Genomic DNA, 19,690 nt, shown 5'->3' on the forward strand with positions numbered 1-19,690 from the left:
ATTATGAATAACGCTATTGAAACTAAAAATATGTATAAAGCTTTTAAACTAGCCAAAGAAAAAACAAATATCCTAAAAAATATAAATTTAAACATTGAAACGGGTAAATTTGTATCCATAATGGGTCCTTCTGGTTGTGGAAAATCAACACTTTTATATCTTCTAGGAGGCCTTGATAAGCCTACAGAAGGCACTGTATCTATTTTAGGTAAAGATTATTCTTCTATGAAGGAAAAACAAAAAAGTATAATGAGAAGAAGAGAATTAGGCTTTGTATTTCAATTTTATAATCTTGTGCCAAATCTAAATGTAGAAGATAATATACTGCTTCCTCTACTTTTAGATGGTAAAAATCCAAAGCATTATGAGAAAAAGCTAGATGAAATTCTAGATATAATAAATATGACAACTAAACGTAAGTTCACTCCAAGAGAACTTTCTGGCGGTCAACAGCAAAGAGTTGCCATTGCAAGAGCACTTATATTTGATCCAAAAATAATACTTGCAGATGAACCTATTGGAAATCTTGATTCAAAATCCGGAACTCAAATAATGGAGCTCTTCAAAACAATAAATGTTAATTTAGGAAAAACAATAGTACAAGTTACTCACTCTAGAGAATCTGCTGATTATGGAACAGATATCATCAATTTAAAAGATGGAGAAATTATAAAATAGTGATAGATTGTTTAAATAATGCACTATAAGGATTTACGCTAAAATTCCGTAGGTACGGAGGAATTTTTTCCTTGCACTACTGTGGGAGTGAAGTAACAATGCTGAAGGAACGATTTAAAAAAATTCTAATAAATCTTGGTTTAAAAATTGTAAAATACTTAGATATTTCAATCTGTCTGAGCGATAGCGAGTTATTGAAATATCTTAGTATTTTACGATTTTTGAACCTTAGATTTATAGGATTTTTTTAACGCGACGAAGCATTGTTACTTCACAAATTTCACTTTAATATTAACAATTTCCCCCTTTGTTCCAATCCTTATAGGCGGTCCCCAGGTTCCATATCCCGAAGTTACTATTAAATTAAATTTTCCTTCTTTTAAATACCCATAGTCATCTTTAAAAGCTAATTTTGTAACAAGGTTAAACGGAAAAATTTGCCCTTCATGAGTATGCCCTGAAAGTTGCAAATCAACACCATTTTTCTCCGCTTCATCTAGTGCTACTGGTCTGTGATTCAATTCTATTACTGGAAGCGATTTATCTACATTTTTTAAAATTTCATTTAAAGGCTTTACCTTTTTTCCACTAGCTGCATCATTTCGCCCTACTACATAAAAACTATCATTAACCTTCACCACTTCATCTTGCAGAACTTTAACCCCTGCTCTTTTCATATAATTGATAGTTTCGCCTACATTGCCAGCATACTCATGATTGCCAGTAATATCATAAACTCCATACTTACTCTTTATGTTTTTAAACTTCTCTCCAAAATAAACCTCCAAGCCCTTAGGAGTACTTTCATCTACCATATCGCCGCAGAAAAATACTATATCTGGTTTTAGTTTATTTATGGAATTTACCATCTTGTTAAGTCCATTTTCTCTAACCATTATTCCCATATGTACATCTGAAACCATTACAACATTAAGCGTTTTTATATTTCCTGCCTTTTTATTTATACTTAATTTATAGTTAGTTACAGATTGATTATTTGCATGCCAAAAACCAAAGCAAAATATAATTAGTACAACTATAAAAATTGATATTCCCCTTCCGTAAAACATGCTTAAATAATTTCTTAAAGTTCCTCTATAACCAAACTTATTAAAAATAAATTTCATTAAATCTGTGAGTGGAAATAAAATTATGAGATAAAAAAATAAAGCCATTGAAACTGCACCTACTGTAGTTAAACCTCCAATAAGTTTATTGTTTACTGATATCGTGCTCCTTAATATGGCAGCTAAAATAAAAGAAAAGGCTACAAACCAAAATATAGTCCAATAGATTTTCGAGCTTGATTTTTCATAAAATAATATTTTACTTCCTTTTTTGCCAATGTAATGCCATAGGCTTGTATATAAAAGCAGTATTAAAATTATTAAAATAATGTTTCCTATTGATATTAATGTTGTTTTCAATCTTCATCACTTCCATTATTTATTCTATCATAAAGCTATTCATTTGATACTTTAGAAAACAAGCCAGATATAAATAATACTATACTCCAAATTCCAACTGTGCAAGTTATTTTATTAAATCCATATGGCATAACCGAAGCAATATCAAATCCATAGAAAAAAACATACCAGCTAGCTGCAAAAAGCATCAGCATTATTAATCTTATAATTAATTTAACATAGGATTTTTTCTTATTTTTTGAAAAGAACACTCTTTTTCCATTTTTTAATTTTACAGCAAAAAACAATATATAAATACCTAGTAAAACCGCTAATCCTACAGTTGCATACAAAAAATATTCTCTTATTTTTTCATTAGTATAATATTGCTTAGGCATAGTCCCTGTTTCATACTGTTCCCAATAATCAAAAATATCATCTGTTAAATTCTGACCATTATCACTATTGGTAAATATAATTAGTCCATCCTTCTTTTCTGGTATCATTCCATATTGGGCACGCCATCCTCCCATATTTGCACCATTATGCCATATTAAAGTATTGCCATCTGATAACTTATTATAAATAAATCCAAATCCATAATTTGATCTTACTGGTGTAAACATTAGGTCTATGCTTTCATTTTTAAGTATATTACGCCCTCTCGTTTCACCATTATTCCCATCCATCATTGCTAAAATAAATTTTGAGAAATCTGGTATTGTACTTTTTAAGCCAGCCGCTGCTTCCTCTGTAAAATTACAATTGGGTGACGTTTGTCCTAATACAGCATATGCTTTTGACATATTGGGATTGATAATATTATTGCTGTATGTGCTGTGCTTCATTCCAAAGGGCTTTAATATTTCTTCATACATATATTTATCAAAAGGCTTTTTCGTAACCTCTTCAATTATAAGCTGAAGCAGCGTATAACCTCCGCCAGAGTACAAATATTCGCTACCAGGCTTAACTATAATTTTTACTCCTTTTGATAAAGATTCCTCTAATGTATCAAGCTTTTTTCCTGGCCTTGTTCCACCATATCCATGTACTGATAATCCAGCAGTATGACTTAGTAGTCTTCTTATTGTTACATCGTTTTTGTTGAATTTTGAAGCTGGCAGGTGCCAACGTGTTAAATACTTTTCAGCAGGATCATCAAGTTTTATTTTACCTTCCTCAACTAGATGCATAACTCCACATGCAGCCAAAGTTTTTGACACAGAACCTACTTGAAATATTGTATTATTATTAACCTCTTTGCCTTTACTTTTATCTGCCATACCATAATTCGAAATATAAACAACTCTTCCATTTTCTATTATTCCAACTGCCGCTCCTGGGACATTATAACGTTTTAATAATTCTGGTGCCAAGCTATCTAATTTATTCTTAAAGCTTTTTATATTACCTTCTGCCATAGCGGTATTTGCACATAACAAATTAAATATTATAACTGAACAAACTACACTAATAATAAAATGTTTTATTTTTTTATTCATATCTCTATCACCCTTTTTGACGTCTTTTTACACATATCTATCACTATAATAACCATAATTATTATTACTATGATATGTGAAATAGTGCTAGCTTTATTGATTTGGTTCCCAGAAACATTTAATAGCACTCCACAAGTATTATCAATTCCATGAATGAAAATTGGAAATAACAAGCTTCCATTTGTTTTATTATAAATCCACGTAATTTCTATGGATAATATTGTAGTCACTAGCATATAAACTAAAAAGTTATTATATCCAGTGCCAGAAATAAAAAACATAGGCAGATGCCAAAGTGACCATACTACTCCTACAATTACAGCTGAATAAATTGGATGAAATTTTTTCTGAAGCCTTGGAAGTAAAAATCCCCTCCAACCAAATTCTTCTTGAAGAGGCCCTCCAAATAATACTATTACTATGAATAGAGCAAAGATGCCTAAAACACTATCTGTTTTAAAACCTTGAAAACTACTATTAACAAAAACTTTTATATTAAATCCAATAATACTGCATATAAAATAACTTAAAAATAACTGTGCATTTAAAGTTACTAACGAGAGTAAATAAAAGATAACATTAAATTTCCAATTAATAATCTTCTTTAATAACTGCTTTATTTTTTTCACTCCACCAAAATAACCTGTAAAAGCTATACCTATAATGCTTGGCATACTTGCCCCTAATACATGAAGAAATGTATTATAAGCACTGTTTCTATATATTGCTTTACTCAAGATTCCTTTAAAAGATAGTAATAAAATTCCCCAACACAAATAGGTCGCTGAAAAAGTCATAATTAAAAATAATAATACTTGTTTACTTATTAATTTTTCTTTTAAGTTATGCGTTTATTCCACTTCCTTTACCAAGTTTTTTCTTTTAATATATATAGATATAAAAATTATAATTACGATAATCTTTATAATAATCTGCGCCCATCCATTAACCTTATCAATATAATTAATTCTAAATTTATCATTTAAATTTACTATGAATAGCGATGGATCTTTTTCAGTGCTCCAAAGATCCAAATAAAAATCCCATGCAAAATGAAGTCCAATAGGCATATACAATGATTTTGTTACTATAAATGTAATTCCAAGTATAATCCCCATGAGAAAAACATTAGTAAGAGAATTAATATCTTGATAACGGGTAATATGAAATGCTGTAAATACAATAGAACTTACTATTAAAGCAAAAATTTTGCCTTTCCACATAGCTAAATAATTAAGCAAAATTCCTCTACAAAATATTTCCTCACAAATTCCTGCAAAAATCGCAACTAAAAAAACTAAAAATACAGACCAAAGCACCTTATTTACTGCTGCAAATTGAAAACCAAAACCCTTAATACTTATAATTCTAGTAACCATTAAAGTCACTACCAAAGTTGTAATCATAAGTAGTGAAATTCCCATACCTTTAAAAAAATTGCTTAAACTATTTCCTTCAAATTTCATAGAAATAAGTTCCAAATTAAATTTTCCACCACTGTTTATTTTAACTACTAAACAAGGTACAATCGTAACTATTATCTCTATAATTAAAGTATTTACTGTCCCATTGTTAAACAATTCGAGTTTTGTTTTACTCATAAGTAAAGTAAAACCTCCAAATATACCTGCAGCAATTATGGTTAAAATAAGCGCCATAATTGCAATTTTTAAATTTTTATCTAGTTTCCTTAAGCTCATAGTCATTTCCCCTCCTTATCTTTCTTACCCCAAAAATCAACATAAAAATAAAAAACATTATAATAGATTGTGCACAAATAAAATTTTTTTCAAAGTTATAAGAGTTTAATTTATCACTTAAATTTATTATGAAAAAATTTGGTTCATTAAGACTTACTAAATTAGTAAAAAAGTCCACTGCAAAGTGAATTCCAATTCCCAAGCACAAAGAATTAGTATATATAAAACTGCACCCTAGAACAACTGCCATTATAAAAACACCAGTTAATACTAAAAAATCGTGATATCTACCTGTATGAAATATAGTAAAAATAACAGAACTCACTATAAGTGCTAATAAATTACCTTTAGCTTTAGAAAAATAATTTAATAAAACTCCTCTAAAAAAAATCTCCTCGCAAATTCCTGCAAAAATTGCTATAAGAAAAACATTAAATACACTCTTTATAACTTCACTTCCTGCGTAAAATCCAAAGCCTAAGCCTTTAAATCTTATAAATTTCATTTTCCAAAGGATTAAATATAAAACTATAACGTCTGCAAAGCCAATTATCATTCCCAAAAATATATTCTTAACTTGTCCATGAAACGTTATTCCTATAAGGCTTAAATGGAACTTTTGATTACTAAATTTCTTTACAACCAAGCAAGGAATAACCATAATTACAATTTCTAAAATAGCATTTGAAAGTGTAGGATTATTTAATATACTTAAATCTTGACTGCAAAAAAAATTAATTATAATCTGCTCTAAAATTATTCATATAATAACTGCAATTAAAGAAATTGAAGCTACTTTAATATTTTTATTCATTCTATACGTCACCTCGCTGTATTTAAGTACTATTTATGTAGTACACTTGTTTTTTAATTTTCCTTCTTTAATAATAATATCTAAAACATAAGTAATAAAAAAGTTACCACAGTCACAATTTATATGACTTGTAGTAACTTTATTAGTGGCTTATTTATTCTTATAGCTTAATATAACGTTGTCCTTACTTATTTTCACCAATCACCACAATGTCACCATTATCAACTGTAACCCTTCCATATTTGCTATTCTTAAACATATCTCTTACAACAAAAATCATAATTACTACTTGTACAATAGAAAACTTATAAATATTTGTAATGGCAAATGCCTCTGCTCCAACTAAAAGACCAAGCCAAGTCATATTAATGCACGTATGAAACAATATAGGAAAAATCAAACTTCCATTTGTTCTATTAAATATCCATGTAATTATTATTGTATTGATGATTCCTACCATTATAAATACAAAAAACGGGATTCCATATTGACATGTACCAGCAATAAAAAATAAAGGCAAATGCCAGCATGACCATATGATGCCAAGTACTATACTTGAATAAAACGGATTTAACCTTTTTTGAAGCCTTGGAAGCAGAAAACCTCTCCATCCAATTTCCTCGCCCAAAGGACCTCCCAAAAGTAAAGTATATATAAACCCACCTAGAATGTAATATGGTTTGGTATTAATAAAAGTAACTTTACCCTTGCTGCCAAAAAATTTGCATATTAAATAGAAAATATAAATTGATGCTATCCAATAAAAAACTGCAATTATATAATATATTAAATTATATCTCCACTTAGTTAGCCTAGTAAGTAATGCCTTTAATCCTTTCTTTTTGTATAAAAAACCTGTAAGAATTATTGACATAATGCCTGGCCCAAACGCACCCAAAGTATTTATTATCTCTAGCATAGCCCAATTTTTAGATGAAATATATAGCATTACCCATATAGTCCAGCTAAATAAAAAGGTTAAAAATATAAATGATAATATCTCATGATTTTTAATATATCTTTTAATCATACTTTTCTTTTACTCCCCTCCAAAATATCCATAGAGTTACCGGCTCAACTATTAAATTATACATACCTCATAATGCCCAAAACATGGCATTTTCAAACATGCATAACTTAAGTTTCGATACGGTAACTCTTTAATAACTTTAATAGAATTTTGAGTAATAAAAAAGTTACCACAGTCACAATTTATATGACTTGTAGTAACTTAATTATTAGCTCATTTATTCTTATAGGTTAATATAACATTATCCTTACTATTTTCTAAAAATATGTCCAAGTATAAAACTCTTGAATAGCAAAATTCTTCAATTTGTTTTTCACTTATTTCTCTCTTATAATAGTCATGAGTATATCTATTTCTAAGCCTTACGCAATCATAAAGATAATTTTTTAAAGTTTCATCAAAAAAATTCATTTCATGCGCCTTTTGTATTAACTCAATAGATGAATTACTTGCACTTACTTTTCCATCATTAATTACAATATAACTTTCACACATATCGATAATATATTCGCAAAAATCTTGAAAGAAAGCAAATATAGCTCTCTTTATTATTCTATCATTATTTTCTCTATACTTTAACAAGGCACTTTTTAAATCTTCTAGAGTCTCACTTGCACTTTTATATTTATCATAAAATTTTTCCTTTTTATATTTATAATATGGACTCATCTATAATACCTCCAAAATAAGTGTACTGCTCATCTATTTTTAAAGTTCTTTCAAATTCTCTATTATTCCTTGCAAATTTCAATACATAATGTTGAAAATCAAACCATCTATTTTCGTCAATTACTATAATGTTATCACTATCAACTGCAAGTCTTGCATATTTGCTAGCAAACTCTTTAAATAATATAAATGTTAAATGTATATTATCATATTTGTATTCTTCACAAAATATTGGCAGTATAGCATCCTCTAAATTTAAAGTGCCCATATAAGATACATTTGGTTCAACTACAACAGCCAAATCTATATCACTTTTTCCATCAATAAAATATTCTGTGCCAAAACTTCCGAACTGTGATATTGCAACAATTCCTTTTATCTTTTTTAATTTAAGAGCAGCTTGTGTCACATTCATATAAGCACTCTCCTCACATATATTAAATTGTCTATTTATATATTATATCAAATTTGCTCTGTTTAAACATATCTCTTACAACAAAAATCATAATTATTATTTGTACAATAGAAAACTTATAAATATTTGCAATCGCAAAGTTATATGATCCAGCTAAAAGGCCAGCAGCTATATTATTGCAGGTATGAAACAATATAGGAAAAATCAAGCTTCCATTTGTTCTATTAAATATCCAGGTAATTATTATTGTATTAATAATTGTTGTCATTATAAATAAAAGAAATGGAACTCCATATTGATCTGTACCAGCAATAAAAAATAAAGGCAGATGCCAGCATGACCATATGATGCCAAGTACTATACTTGAATAAAATGGATTTAACTTTTTTTGAAGTCTTGGCAGCAGAAAACCTCTCCATCCAATTTCCTCTCCCAAAGGACCTCCCAAAAGTAAAGTAATCATAAAACCTTCTAGAATATAGTATGTTTTTACATTAGTAAAAGTAATTTCACCCTTGCTGCCAAAAAATTTGCATATTAAATAAGAAATATAAAGTGATGCTATCCAATAAAAAACTGCAATTAAATAATATATTAAATTATATCTCCACTTAGTTAGCCTAGTAAGTAATGCCTTTAATCCTTTCTTTTTGTATAAAAAACCAGTAAGAATTATTGACATACTACTTGGTGCAAACGCACCTAAACAAATAAAAATACTCATGTGGCTTTTATAAATAACATTATTAACAATATCTATAGATGAACAATATAATATTCCCCATATAATCCAGCTAAATAAAAAGGTTAAAAATATAAATGATATGATTTCATGATTTTTAATATAGCCTTTAATCATATTTTTCTTCTACTCCTCTCCCAAATGTCTATTAATAACTTTAATAGAATTTTGAGTAATAAAAAAGTTACCACAGTCACAATTTATATGACTTACGGTAACTACATTTTATGGGATATGAGAAGAATACCCATATTTCTTACTATAGATGGACAACTTAGAAGATTTAAATTCATATTGTTAAATTATGGTTTAACTTAGAGCACAACTGACAGAGTACAGAGCACAGTGAATGTGGATTTGCCTTTCGCTACTCTCAGGTAAATCTTAGAACTTATTAGTATCAGATCGCTGAATATCATATTGTAAGCCATGCGCGAGCATTAAGTTTTAGATTTTTCGAAGCATAGCGGAGAAAAATCATCCTTCACTGTACTCTGTCAATTGTACTCTGTGCTCTACAGTAAAATATTAGTTTTGTAGTATAAATTCGGTGTTAGCCATTTCAAACTTTCAACTTGTCTGTCTATAATTATAGTTTCATTTTTTTATATAACTTATTCCCAATGACAAATAATAGCAAAACCTCTACTATAAAAATACATATTAGAATTATGGAAGTATTAAAAACGTATGTGAGCTTGAAAGGTACAGAATATTCTCCTTTAGGTCCCCATAAGGTTATATTTAAAATATTAGCTATAAAAAATGCGATCAAATTTCCAGCTCCAAAGGAAAGTATGTTAAGTGTAGCATTTTCTTTTAATATTTTTTTATACAACTTGTTTTTCGTATATCCAATTAAATTTAAAATAACAAACTCTTTTTTCCTACTTAAAAGTATAACGTAATTTATATGCATAATTGAAATACATAAAACAAAAATTATCAATCCATCTAGAGCAGCTTCAACAATATTTATATTTTTATAAGCTTCATCCGTCTGACTTTTTAAAAGTCTATAGTCAAAATACTTTATATTTTTGTCCTTAATATTACTAAATATTTTTTCAACCTCATTTTGTTTATCACTTTTCAAGGCTGCTATAATGTTATGCTTTAAAGCTTCATTTCTACTGATTTTTATGTGGTTAGATATAAGCATAAAACTGCTGGATCCATCCATTATTCCAACAACCTTATAATCATTATCAAGGCTAATATTTAGTTTTTCGTCATTGCCTATATACGCTCCAATATCTATTTTATTTTGTTTTGCAAAATTTTTAGGAATAACTATTTCATTACTATTTTCTCTAGGAAGCCTTCCACTTATAAGCCTCATATTAAATAGATTAATAATATCTTTAAGGTCTTCTTGAAACACATTAAAAACATTTCCATCGCTGGTTGTGAGCATAGAGTTATATTGAAATCCCTCCTCCGCACTTACTAAAGGTATTATTTTCCTAACATCTTTATTGCTTTTTAAAGAATTAAGCGCCTCAAGTGGAATTTCCTTCTTATGATTAGTTTTTACAATAAATGCATTCTTAACTATATTTATTCCATAAGAATTTGTGCTATATATACTGCTGTAAAATACAACCGAAATTAAATATATAAAACAAGTGCTTAATACAACACAAATAAACTGTACTAAAACTTTTTTTGCATTATTTTTTAAATAATTTATAGTTCCAAGAGGCTTCATTACATATTTTCCTCCTCTCCACTTTGAGTGGAAATTATGGAACCATCAAACATATTTATTATACTGTCTGCATCTTCAAGTATGGACTTGTCGTGACTTACTATTATAATCATTTTTTCTTTCCTATAACTCTTTAAAAAATTCATAACATTTATTGTAGCTTCATAATCTAAGGCTGCTGTTGGCTCATCTGCAAATATAATCTTTGGTTCTCCGATAAAAGCTCGTGCAATTGCTACCTTTTGTTTTTGTCCAACCGAAAGCTGATGTGGCTTTTTTCCGGAAAGATTAAGTATATTAAGCTTATCGAGAATGGTTACTGCTTTCATCTTTGCTTCTTTGCTATCATCATTTATAGGGGTTAACACATTTTGAAGTACCGTCATATAGTCAATCAAAAAATGCTTTTGAAAAATAAATCCAAAATCCTTCCTTCTAAGTTCTGCATTTTTATCAGGAGAAAGGTCACTGTAATTTATTTCATTATAATAAACCTTTCCTGAGGTTGGGCACTTTAAACCTGCTAAGGTATATAAAAGTGAACTTTTTCCACTGCCAGATGGACCCATAACTCCAACTATTCTATTTCCTTCAAGTGAAATATTTATATTTTTAAGAGCATAAGTTTGCAGTTCTTTTCCTATATCATAAACTAGATTAACACTATCCATTTCTAAACCCACTTTTATCACCTCTAATTTTCTTCAATCATATTAATAGGATCCAGCCTACTTATAATTATGTTTATAGGTATTATAGTAAAAAGTGCTGTAAATAATGGTATGTACAAAGCTACTATAAATGCTTTTAAATCAAAAACAACACCTACTGAGCCAGAAACCTCAAGTATGCATTTCTTAATTAAAAAGCTAATGCAAACACCAATTGAGACTCCAATAATATAGGATAATATATTTACTTCCAGTACTTCAATTACAGCTCTTTTTAAAATTTTTTTCTTACTATATCCTATGGCATTTAATATGCCTAACTCTTCTTTTCTACTAAAAAACTGTATGTATCTTGAACCTCCTACCGTAACCACCATTAAAAATATTGAAGCTATAACTAAAGCATTTAATGTGCCTAGTCCATCAGTAATTTGATTAAACTCATTATTTAAGCTACCCAAGGTTTCTGTTATAATTTGCTTTTTAGAAATTGCTTCAAGAAATTTATTCATCTCTTCTAAACAGCCGTTCCTTGGGAAAACAATAATTCCGTTTAACTTTACTTGCGCTGCATTTTTGTAATTTGGCATTGAATCCTCATTAGCCGATAATATGGAAATCAAATTTTTCCCTCCTATTATTCCAACTACCTTATACTCTCCATCAACACCATAGAGCTTGCATTTTTCACCTCCAACTATGTCTCCAAGTTTAATTTTTTGGTTTTTCGCCTCATAGTAATTAACTGCAATTTCATTTTCACCATCTCTTGGAAGTCTACCTTGAAGTATATTATCCTGACTTTTTATAAGCAAGCAATTCATATCTTCATTTTTAACAGCCAAAAGCTTTGTTACTGCACTTTCGTAGGGTATATCATATTGTATCCCATATTTTTTTACTGGAATCACTTTCTCTACAGCTTTACTGCCTTCTATTTTTAATATTAAGCTTAACGAAATCCCTTTTTCACTTGAATACGGAAGACACATAGAATAATTTTTAAAGTTTAGAATAGTTCTATATATTGAGTTTTCCGTACTTTTTACAAAAGTAATTAAAATATATAAAAAACCAACTGCAACAGCTACTGAAGCAATTGAACTAAAAAATCTTATTTTATTATTTCTGTTATAGTTAAATACAGACAAAGGCTTCAATTCATATCCTCCTCTTCTTGGTGCTCTTCATTGATTATATTAAAAATAAAAGTAATAAAAAAGTTACCACAGTCACATCTATTATGACTGCAATAACCTGTATACTTTAAGTGTTTTGAAACATAATATTTAAAAGCTTAACTGCCTCAAATCTATCTGAGGTACCAAGCTTACTATAAATATTACTTATATAATTTTTAACTGTTCCTTCTGATATAAAAAGTGAAGAAGCTATTTGTTTGTTATTAAACCCCATTGTCATCATCTTTGCAATTTCTTCTTCTCTTTGTGAAAAGTCCTTAAGCACCTTTTCTTCCTTATGAGCATTAACAACTACTGTACTCTGAGAAAGTTTTTCAGCAAGTTTTTTAGCTACACTTGCTGGCATCATAAGCGAACCCTTATAAGCATCATTTATTGCTTTTATAAGCGCATCCCCTTCTATATCCTTTAATATGTATCCAGCTGCTCCATAATTTAAGGCTTCAATAATATATTCTGTATCATTAAAAGTAGTTAAGACTAAAACTTTAATTTCAGGATACAGCGTTTTTAAAATTTTAGTGCATTTTACTCCATCCATCTTTGGCATTCTTATGTCCATTAGAATTAAATCTGGTTTATTTGCCTTGCAAAGCTCCAGAACCTCTTCGCCATTTTTTGCAGTGCCCATCACATTAAAATTTTCTTCAAGCTCTAATATAGTTTTTAATCCATCACACATAAGTGTCTGATCATCTGCTATAAGTATATTTATCTTTTCCATATTCCACCTCACTTCATTGGAAAGTTTATGTAAATTCCAAAACCTTCATTACTTTTTGATGATATATTAAGCTTACCCTTAAGCTCCTTAACTCTCTCCATCATAGCTCTAATGCCAAAGCCAGGAACAAAAATATCTGTTCCCCGTCCGTTATCTTCAAGAGAGAACCTAATTTCATATCCACCTATGTAAAGCTTAAATAAAAATGCAGTGCTCTTTCCATGTTTTATACCATTGGTAAGTCCCTCTAGCAGTGCGGATAGTATCACTTTTTCTTGAGCTTTTGTAAGATTTATATTATCATCTATCTGAGCTTTTATTATAACCTCAGAATGTTTTTCGGTTTCATTTATAATCGATTTAATATCAGAATAAAAATCCATAATATCTTCACCACTTTCAAGTACCCTTACAGAGGCTCTTATACTATTTAAGCCCTTTCTAACTTGTCCCTCAGCTAAATTAAGCTTTTCTCTTGCAAGTTCTGGCTTTTTATCTATAAGCCTTTTGCACGCTTCCATTTCAACCAGAACAGTTGTAAGGGTATGTCCAACAGTATCATGTATCTCTCTTGCTATTCTATTTCTTTCTTTAAGTGCTGTCATTTCCTCTACTCTGTCATATGCTGATTTAAGTTCATTATACATAGTATCCTTTTCAAGCTTTTTAATTGTTATATCCTTAAGATTTTCTTCTATAATTTTATTTTGCTTTAAAAGTCTCTTTATAAGAAAAAAGATAACATAAACAACTGCATAAACTGGCAAATATAAAATCATAACAATAACAGCCCTACCAATATTATAATATAACTTATAAAAAATAGAAGTTGATGATACTGCATAAAAAATAAATGTAGAAAAAACACCATAAATTATACTCTCATTTAATATAGTATCAGCTAATATAAATAGATACAACACAGTAGATAATGATGTATCATCAAATCTATTAATTAAAAATATAGTTATTATTTGAACACAATATGCAAAACTTCTAATTAAATTAAAATTCTTATATCTTGCATTATATATAAAAAATGTGCTTACAGTATAAAAAGTTATTAAAATTAAATACAAGCTTATTATATAAATCCACTTATTACTATTATAGAGACAGTTGATTATCATAACTAATATAAGTATTGAATAATTAATGCCTATAACTGCAGCTTTAGTTTTATCATTCATTATCTATACTCCACTTCTATATTGTCTAACATAATCTTTAAAATTCCAATCCTCTACAAACTTTAATGTAGTTTCATATCCATTATTACACAAATAATCTATAAATTCATTAGCTTTTAGAAAATCTGTTGATGCAATTTTATTGCCAAAGTCTAAGGTTATTGTTCTAACGCTGTCCTTTTCTCTAACATAACTATCTGCATCATAATTTAACGCTGCTCCTACAATATCCATAAAGTACTGTAGAATATCAACTTCTCCTCTAGATGAATAACTCTGATTCCCTTGAATTTTAATACCAAAAGTAGGCCATCTTGGAACGCCTTCAACATCAAAAATCCATATTGGGAAATCACTTAACAGTCCTCCATCAACTATAAAGTTTGTTTTTCCATTATCTTCAAATAATACCGGTGTAAAAAAAAGTGGTATAGAACAGCTCATTCTAACAGCTTTTGCAACGCTAAATTCCAACGGGTCTACCCCATAAGTTCTCAAATCATCTGGGAGAATCATTATTTTTCTTCCTGTTATATCAGAAGCAATTATTTTTAACTTACTTTTTTCCCCATTCTCCATTAAATCTTTAAATTTTGTTATTCCTTTTTTTTCAAGCAGTCCACTTATCCAGGTTTCTATAACTTCACCATCATACATTCCTTTGTTCGTTATAACAGATAATAGCTTTCCTATGGTATAAAATTTGCTTAATTTTGTTTTCTTCATAAATATATTGAAGTTTACTTCCTTAAGTATATCTTCTAATTCCTTGTAACTATACCCTGCCATAATTAATGCAGCAACTACAGATCCTGCAGAAGTTCCCGCACATCTTTCAATTTCATACCCCTTTTCGCAAAGCGCCTTGTAAACACCAATATATCCAATTCCTAAAACTCCTCTTCCTTGAAGTACAACATCAACCTTCATTATATTCACCTCCACATATTATATATATTTAATACTAGTGAATTCTGCTATAAAATTTTATTTATAACTAAAAACGTGCATATTTTATACAAATAATGTGCACGTTTTTTTGACTTTTATATTCAATATTTTATTCTTATAAAAAGCACTATTAGCACTTAAACTTTGAAATTTCTTCCTTGAGATTTATGGAAATATTGTGAAGTTCCTCAGATGCAGTTTTAAGCTTTAAAAATACTTTTCCTTGATTATTTATTGTTTCTTCAACGGAAGCTGTATTAGCTGCTGCTTCTTCACTTACTGCTGATGTATTTGAAATAGCTTGATAAATATTTTCATTTTGATTTAAAAGTATTTTTGCTATTTCAGAAACATTAGAACTAACATCCTTCACCTTCTCAACCTGCTGTTCTATTTCATAAAATATCATAGAAATTGAGTCCATAGAACTTGTCCCTTGTTGCATAAAATCTATACTTTGTTTCATGGTTTTAACCGCTTCGGTTATATGTCCTTGAACCTGCAATATTTCGCTGGAAATTTCCGAACTTGAATTTGAAGACTGCTCTGCTAATTTTCTAACCTCTTCTGCAACCACTGAAAAACCTTTTCCGTTCTCACCTGCTCTGACATCCTCAATACTTGCATTTAATGCCAATAAATTAGTTTGTTCAGATATATCTGATATAGAGGTTGTTATATTTGCAATATTCTTAGATCTTTCTGAAAGCTTAGTTATAGCATCGCTAGAAATCAATATGCTTTTCTTCATATTATTAAGTACATCAATTGTTTTCTTCAAGTTTTCTGAGCCAATTTTAGTACTATCTTTAGTTTCCTTTATCATATCATCTATATTTATGCTTATATCAACTAATTCTTTTGACTGCTTCTCCATATCACTTACATAAGTAGTAATATTTGATATTTCTTCAGAAGTTACTTTAGCTCCTAAAGATAAATTCTTAATACCCTCTTGAATACTTTCTCCACCTTCAACTACTGTTAAACTTACATCCTCATAATTTTGAGAAGATTTATTTATTATTTCAGCTGCTCCCTTTAATTTTAAAATAATCTGTTTTAATTCCTTTGTCATTCTATTAAAGGTAGCATTAAACTTACCAAGTTCATCCTCTGATTCTGGTAAATAATTAGTTAAATCACCCTTTGCAACCTTTTCTGCTGCTAGTGATACCTTTAGTAATCTATTGAAAAAATATTTAAGTATTATTATGAGTATTAAGATTAATACTATTATTGCGAAAATTGTGATAATAGTTGTAATATATAAAAGTGAATTTACGCTACTTACATATTCTTTAGTAGGCACCTCTAAAAACATATACCAATCAGTTCCATTAATATGTGACGAAAAAAGCTTTTTTGTTCCAGCGTTATCTTTAAATTCTCCATAAAAATTTTCTTTATTTGTTCCTTTTTTAAGCAAACTCACATAATCCTTATTTGCGTTTTTAAAAAAATTGCTATTATTTATTAAGTTTTTATTTTTATGAAAAAGCACTGTACCATCCTTTTTTAATATATAAACATTATCTGTTTTACCTAAATGAAAACTTGTATTCTCTTTAAACACTGTTGAAACAAGACATGCCCCACTTACAAGCCCTTTCACTTTATTTGTATTAATATCTTTTATAGGACATTCCATTGAAATAATCCATTGTGATGGATCTTCCTTTGCTTGAAATGGATTTGATATAATCTCTTTTCCACCAATAACCTCTGGAAATGTATTCTCAGAACTTATATCTATTACGGTATTATTTTGAATTGTTAATTTCCCCTGAGTATCACTTATTCCTAAACTATTAAAAACTCCATTATAATTATCCTTTTCACGTTTAAAATAGGACAATATTTTATTTTTATCCATACTGTTTACTACTTCTGTATTGGCAATCACTTCTACCTGTGATAATCTAGATTTTACCCATGAAGATAAATTTTGTGAATGTACAGTAATTGTTTGCCTCCCTGAGTCTTCAAGCGAAGATAAAATTAACTTTTTAGAATTGGTATAGCTGATTGCTGTTACAAAGCTCATCAATATTATAAAAATAATTGATATAGATAAAATGGCTTTAATCTGTAAAGAATTATTTTTCCTCATGAACATTCCCCCTATTGCTAAATAAATTAAAAATTTATGCAATATCATTTTACCATTTTTATGCTAAGTTTTCATCCAATAATATTAAATTTGATATCATTTACCAAACTAGTGCAGAATAATGTAATTTATAGTTTTAATATGACAATATAATGATAATATATATATTAAATCAAAATTTTATCTAAGAAAGCATTGACAATATAAAGCTTTATGTGAGAAAATTTTCAAATCAAAACACAAGCAATATAGTAAACTACACAATCATCAATATTTCAATAATATAACTTATTAGGAGTGATTTTTTTGAATGACAAAAGATTTGCAAAAAGAAACAATTTTATAACCTCTTCAGAAATAAGAGAAATTCTCAAAGTAACTCAGCAACCCGAAATAATATCCTTTGCTGGTGGACTTCCTGCACCAGAGCTTTTTCCTATAGAAGAAATAAAAAAAGCCTGTATAGAAGTTCTAAATACTAATGGTGAAGCAGCTCTTCAATACAGTACTACTGAAGGCTATATCCCTCTAAGAATAGCCATATGTAAAAGAATGGCTAATTTACAAATCACCACATCTTTAGATAACATTCTTATGATTTCTGGTTCACAACAAGCTCTAGATCTAATGGGAAAAGTTTTTATAGATGAAGGAGATACTATAATTTGTGAAAATCCAACTTATCTTGCTGCTATAAATGCTTTTAAGACATACATGCCAAGCTTCAAAGGCGTTTCTATGGATGAAGAAGGAATGATTATGGAAGAACTTGAAAAAGTACTTCAAAACACTCCAAATGCAAAATTTATTTACACAATACCAGATTTTCAAAATCCAACTGGTAGAACCATGGCTCTTGAAAGAAGAAAAAAAATAGTTGAACTTGCAAATAAATATGACGTATTTATACTTGAAGACAATCCTTATGGTGAGATAAGATTTTCAGGAGAAAAGCTGCCTCCGGTAAAACATTTTGATACTGAAGGGCGTGTTATTTATTTAAGTACTTTTTCTAAGATTTTTGCACCTGGTTTAAGACTTGGCTGGATGTGTGCAGATAAACCTATAATGGAAAAGCTAGTGCCATTAAAGCAAAGCGCTGACTTACATACTGACGTATTTTCACAAATGATTACTTCAAAATATTTAGAAATGTTTGATATTGAAGAACACATAGAAAAAATAAGAGAGATTTACAGACACAGAAGACAATTGATGGTTGATTCTATGGATAAATATTTCCCCAAAAATATTAAGCATACTCTTCCAGATGGAGGCTTATTTTTATGGGTTATGCTTCCTGAAGGAATTGATTGTGAACGCATATTTGACAAGGCGATAAAAAACAACGTAGCTTTTGTTCCTGGAACTCCATTTTTTCCAAACAGAGATCATAACAATCAGTTTAGGCTTAATTATTCAAATATGCCTGATAACAGGATTGTTGAAGGAATTAAAAGACTTGGTGAAGTTTTAAAATCAGAACTAGAAAAATGATTACTAAACCTAATAATTTCAGATTGAACTTATTAGGTTTAGTTTCTACTATTAATTTCAAATAAAAAAGGTGAGGAGAACTTATTCTCCTCACCTTTTTTATTACAGAAATCACTAAAAATTAAAGAACTGTGATATTTTCTGCTTGTGGTCCTTTTGCTCCTTGAACTACATCATAAGCAACTTTTTGACCTTCTTCAAGACTTTTGAATCCATCTGCTTTTATTTGAGAGAAATGTGCGAATACATCATTTCCATCTTCTCCTGTAATAAATCCAAATCCTTTTGTTGAATTAAACCATTTTACTGTACCATTCATGTAATGCGTACCTCCGAAATTTTATTTTTCTTAAACTCTGTGTAATAATCCACCAATAAAATTTCGCTATAACATACTAAGAAGTATTAACTGAAATATATTTGTGTTTACATTATTAACGTTTCATTTAAGTTACGAGTTTATTTTACCATACTTAATTTAAAAAATCAAATACTTTTTAAATTTTGTTACATTTAAATTATGGAATTTATTCCAATAAGCTTTCATATATGATATATCCATACATTAAAGTGTATTTTTTAATTTTTTTTATACTATACAGCCTATTATATTATAAAATCATTTACATATTATAATTATTTACTGATTCCAAAACTACAATTGAACGAAAA

General features: G+C 28.8%; 19 protein-coding genes. 2 read left to right on the top strand and 17 right to left on the bottom strand.

Annotated elements, in window-relative coordinates; genetic code table 11:
- Positions 1–3: 3 nt before the first annotated feature.
- Positions 4–678, top strand: coding sequence for an ABC transporter ATP-binding protein (locus ACJDT4_RS02500; protein WP_406785951.1), 675 nt, complete (start codon positions 4–6; stop codon positions 676–678).
- A 266-nt stretch (positions 679–944) separates the two neighbouring features.
- Here the strand turns inward: ACJDT4_RS02500 and ACJDT4_RS02505 are convergent, their stop codons facing one another.
- The 16 genes from ACJDT4_RS02505 to ACJDT4_RS02580 all read right to left on the bottom strand — a co-directional run bounded on the left by ACJDT4_RS02505 (position 945) and on the right by ACJDT4_RS02580 (position 17,521).
- Positions 945–2,105 (bottom strand): metallophosphoesterase, encoded by a 1,161-nt coding sequence (locus tag ACJDT4_RS02505; protein ID WP_406785952.1) that lies wholly within the window; start codon positions 2,103–2,105, stop codon positions 945–947.
- A gap of 35 nt (positions 2,106–2,140) precedes the next feature.
- Positions 2,141–3,589, bottom strand: a complete 1,449-nt coding sequence (locus ACJDT4_RS02510) for a serine hydrolase domain-containing protein (protein ID WP_406785953.1) — start codon at positions 3,587–3,589, stop codon at positions 2,141–2,143.
- Positions 3,586–4,263, bottom strand: a complete 678-nt coding sequence (locus ACJDT4_RS02515) for a CPBP family intramembrane glutamic endopeptidase (protein WP_406785954.1) — start codon at positions 4,261–4,263, stop codon at positions 3,586–3,588. The genes ACJDT4_RS02510 and ACJDT4_RS02515 overlap by 4 nt, the downstream gene beginning before the upstream one ends.
- A 177-nt stretch (positions 4,264–4,440) precedes the next feature.
- Positions 4,441–5,289 carry a CPBP family intramembrane glutamic endopeptidase gene (locus ACJDT4_RS02520; RefSeq protein WP_406785955.1) on the bottom strand — a complete coding sequence of 283 codons (849 nt, stop codon included), beginning with the start codon at positions 5,287–5,289 and terminating at the stop codon, positions 4,441–4,443.
- Positions 5,267–5,950, bottom strand: a complete 684-nt coding sequence (locus ACJDT4_RS02525; RefSeq protein WP_406785956.1) for a CPBP family intramembrane glutamic endopeptidase — start codon at positions 5,948–5,950, stop codon at positions 5,267–5,269. The genes ACJDT4_RS02520 and ACJDT4_RS02525 overlap by 23 nt, the downstream gene beginning before the upstream one ends.
- A 337-nt stretch (positions 5,951–6,287) precedes the next feature.
- Positions 6,288–7,133 (bottom strand): CPBP family intramembrane glutamic endopeptidase, encoded by an 846-nt coding sequence (locus ACJDT4_RS02530; protein WP_406785957.1) that lies wholly within the window; start codon positions 7,131–7,133, stop codon positions 6,288–6,290.
- A 213-nt stretch (positions 7,134–7,346) separates the two neighbouring features.
- Positions 7,347–7,802 carry a HepT-like ribonuclease domain-containing protein gene (locus ACJDT4_RS02535; protein ID WP_406785958.1) on the bottom strand — a complete coding sequence of 152 codons (456 nt, stop codon included), beginning with the start codon at positions 7,800–7,802 and terminating at the stop codon, positions 7,347–7,349.
- Positions 7,786–8,217 carry a nucleotidyltransferase domain-containing protein gene (locus ACJDT4_RS02540; protein ID WP_406785959.1) on the bottom strand — a complete coding sequence of 144 codons (432 nt, stop codon included), beginning with the start codon at positions 8,215–8,217 and terminating at the stop codon, positions 7,786–7,788. The genes ACJDT4_RS02535 and ACJDT4_RS02540 overlap by 17 nt, the downstream gene beginning before the upstream one ends.
- A 31-nt stretch (positions 8,218–8,248) precedes the next feature.
- Positions 8,249–9,076: a CPBP family intramembrane glutamic endopeptidase gene (locus tag ACJDT4_RS02545; protein WP_406785960.1), complete on the bottom strand. Its 828-nt coding sequence runs from the start codon at positions 9,074–9,076 to the stop codon at positions 8,249–8,251.
- Between the two features lie 472 nt (positions 9,077–9,548).
- Positions 9,549–10,670 (bottom strand): ABC transporter permease, encoded by a 1,122-nt coding sequence (locus ACJDT4_RS02550; RefSeq protein ID WP_406785961.1) that lies wholly within the window; start codon positions 10,668–10,670, stop codon positions 9,549–9,551.
- Positions 10,670–11,353 carry an ABC transporter ATP-binding protein gene (locus ACJDT4_RS02555; protein WP_406785962.1) on the bottom strand — a complete coding sequence of 228 codons (684 nt, stop codon included), beginning with the start codon at positions 11,351–11,353 and terminating at the stop codon, positions 10,670–10,672. The genes ACJDT4_RS02550 and ACJDT4_RS02555 overlap by 1 nt, the downstream gene beginning before the upstream one ends.
- 11 nt (positions 11,354–11,364) lie before the next feature.
- The gene (locus ACJDT4_RS02560; protein WP_406785963.1) at positions 11,365–12,501 is read right to left on the bottom strand and encodes an FtsX-like permease family protein; all 1,137 of its coding nucleotides are present in this window, start codon (positions 12,499–12,501) and stop codon (positions 11,365–11,367) included.
- Between the two features lie 106 nt (positions 12,502–12,607).
- Positions 12,608–13,267, bottom strand: a complete 660-nt coding sequence (locus ACJDT4_RS02565) for a response regulator transcription factor (RefSeq protein ID WP_406785964.1) — start codon at positions 13,265–13,267, stop codon at positions 12,608–12,610.
- 8 nt (positions 13,268–13,275) lie between these two features.
- Positions 13,276–14,457, bottom strand: coding sequence for a sensor histidine kinase (locus ACJDT4_RS02570; protein ID WP_406785965.1), 1,182 nt, complete (start codon positions 14,455–14,457; stop codon positions 13,276–13,278).
- A gap of 3 nt (positions 14,458–14,460) precedes the next feature.
- Positions 14,461–15,387, bottom strand: a complete 927-nt coding sequence (locus ACJDT4_RS02575; protein ID WP_406785966.1) for a patatin-like phospholipase family protein — start codon at positions 15,385–15,387, stop codon at positions 14,461–14,463.
- 151 nt (positions 15,388–15,538) lie between these two features.
- Positions 15,539–17,521, bottom strand: a complete 1,983-nt coding sequence (locus tag ACJDT4_RS02580; protein WP_406785967.1) for a methyl-accepting chemotaxis protein — start codon at positions 17,519–17,521, stop codon at positions 15,539–15,541.
- Positions 17,522–17,827: 306 nt separating this feature from the next.
- Here ACJDT4_RS02580 and ACJDT4_RS02585 point away from each other — a divergent pair, with 306 nt between their 5' ends.
- Positions 17,828–19,018 (top strand): aminotransferase-like domain-containing protein, encoded by a 1,191-nt coding sequence (locus tag ACJDT4_RS02585; protein ID WP_406785968.1) that lies wholly within the window; start codon positions 17,828–17,830, stop codon positions 19,016–19,018.
- Positions 19,019–19,139: 121 nt separating this feature from the next.
- On the opposite strand, the gene ACJDT4_RS02590 is transcribed toward ACJDT4_RS02585, so the two are convergent.
- The gene (locus ACJDT4_RS02590; RefSeq protein ID WP_406785969.1) at positions 19,140–19,337 is read right to left on the bottom strand and encodes a cold-shock protein; all 198 of its coding nucleotides are present in this window, start codon (positions 19,335–19,337) and stop codon (positions 19,140–19,142) included.
- Between the last annotated feature and the right edge of the window lie 353 nt (positions 19,338–19,690).

This window comes from Clostridium neuense, assembly GCF_045310695.1.
In the GTDB taxonomy this organism is placed as follows: domain Bacteria; phylum Bacillota; class Clostridia; order Clostridiales; family Clostridiaceae; genus Clostridium_S; species Clostridium_S neuense.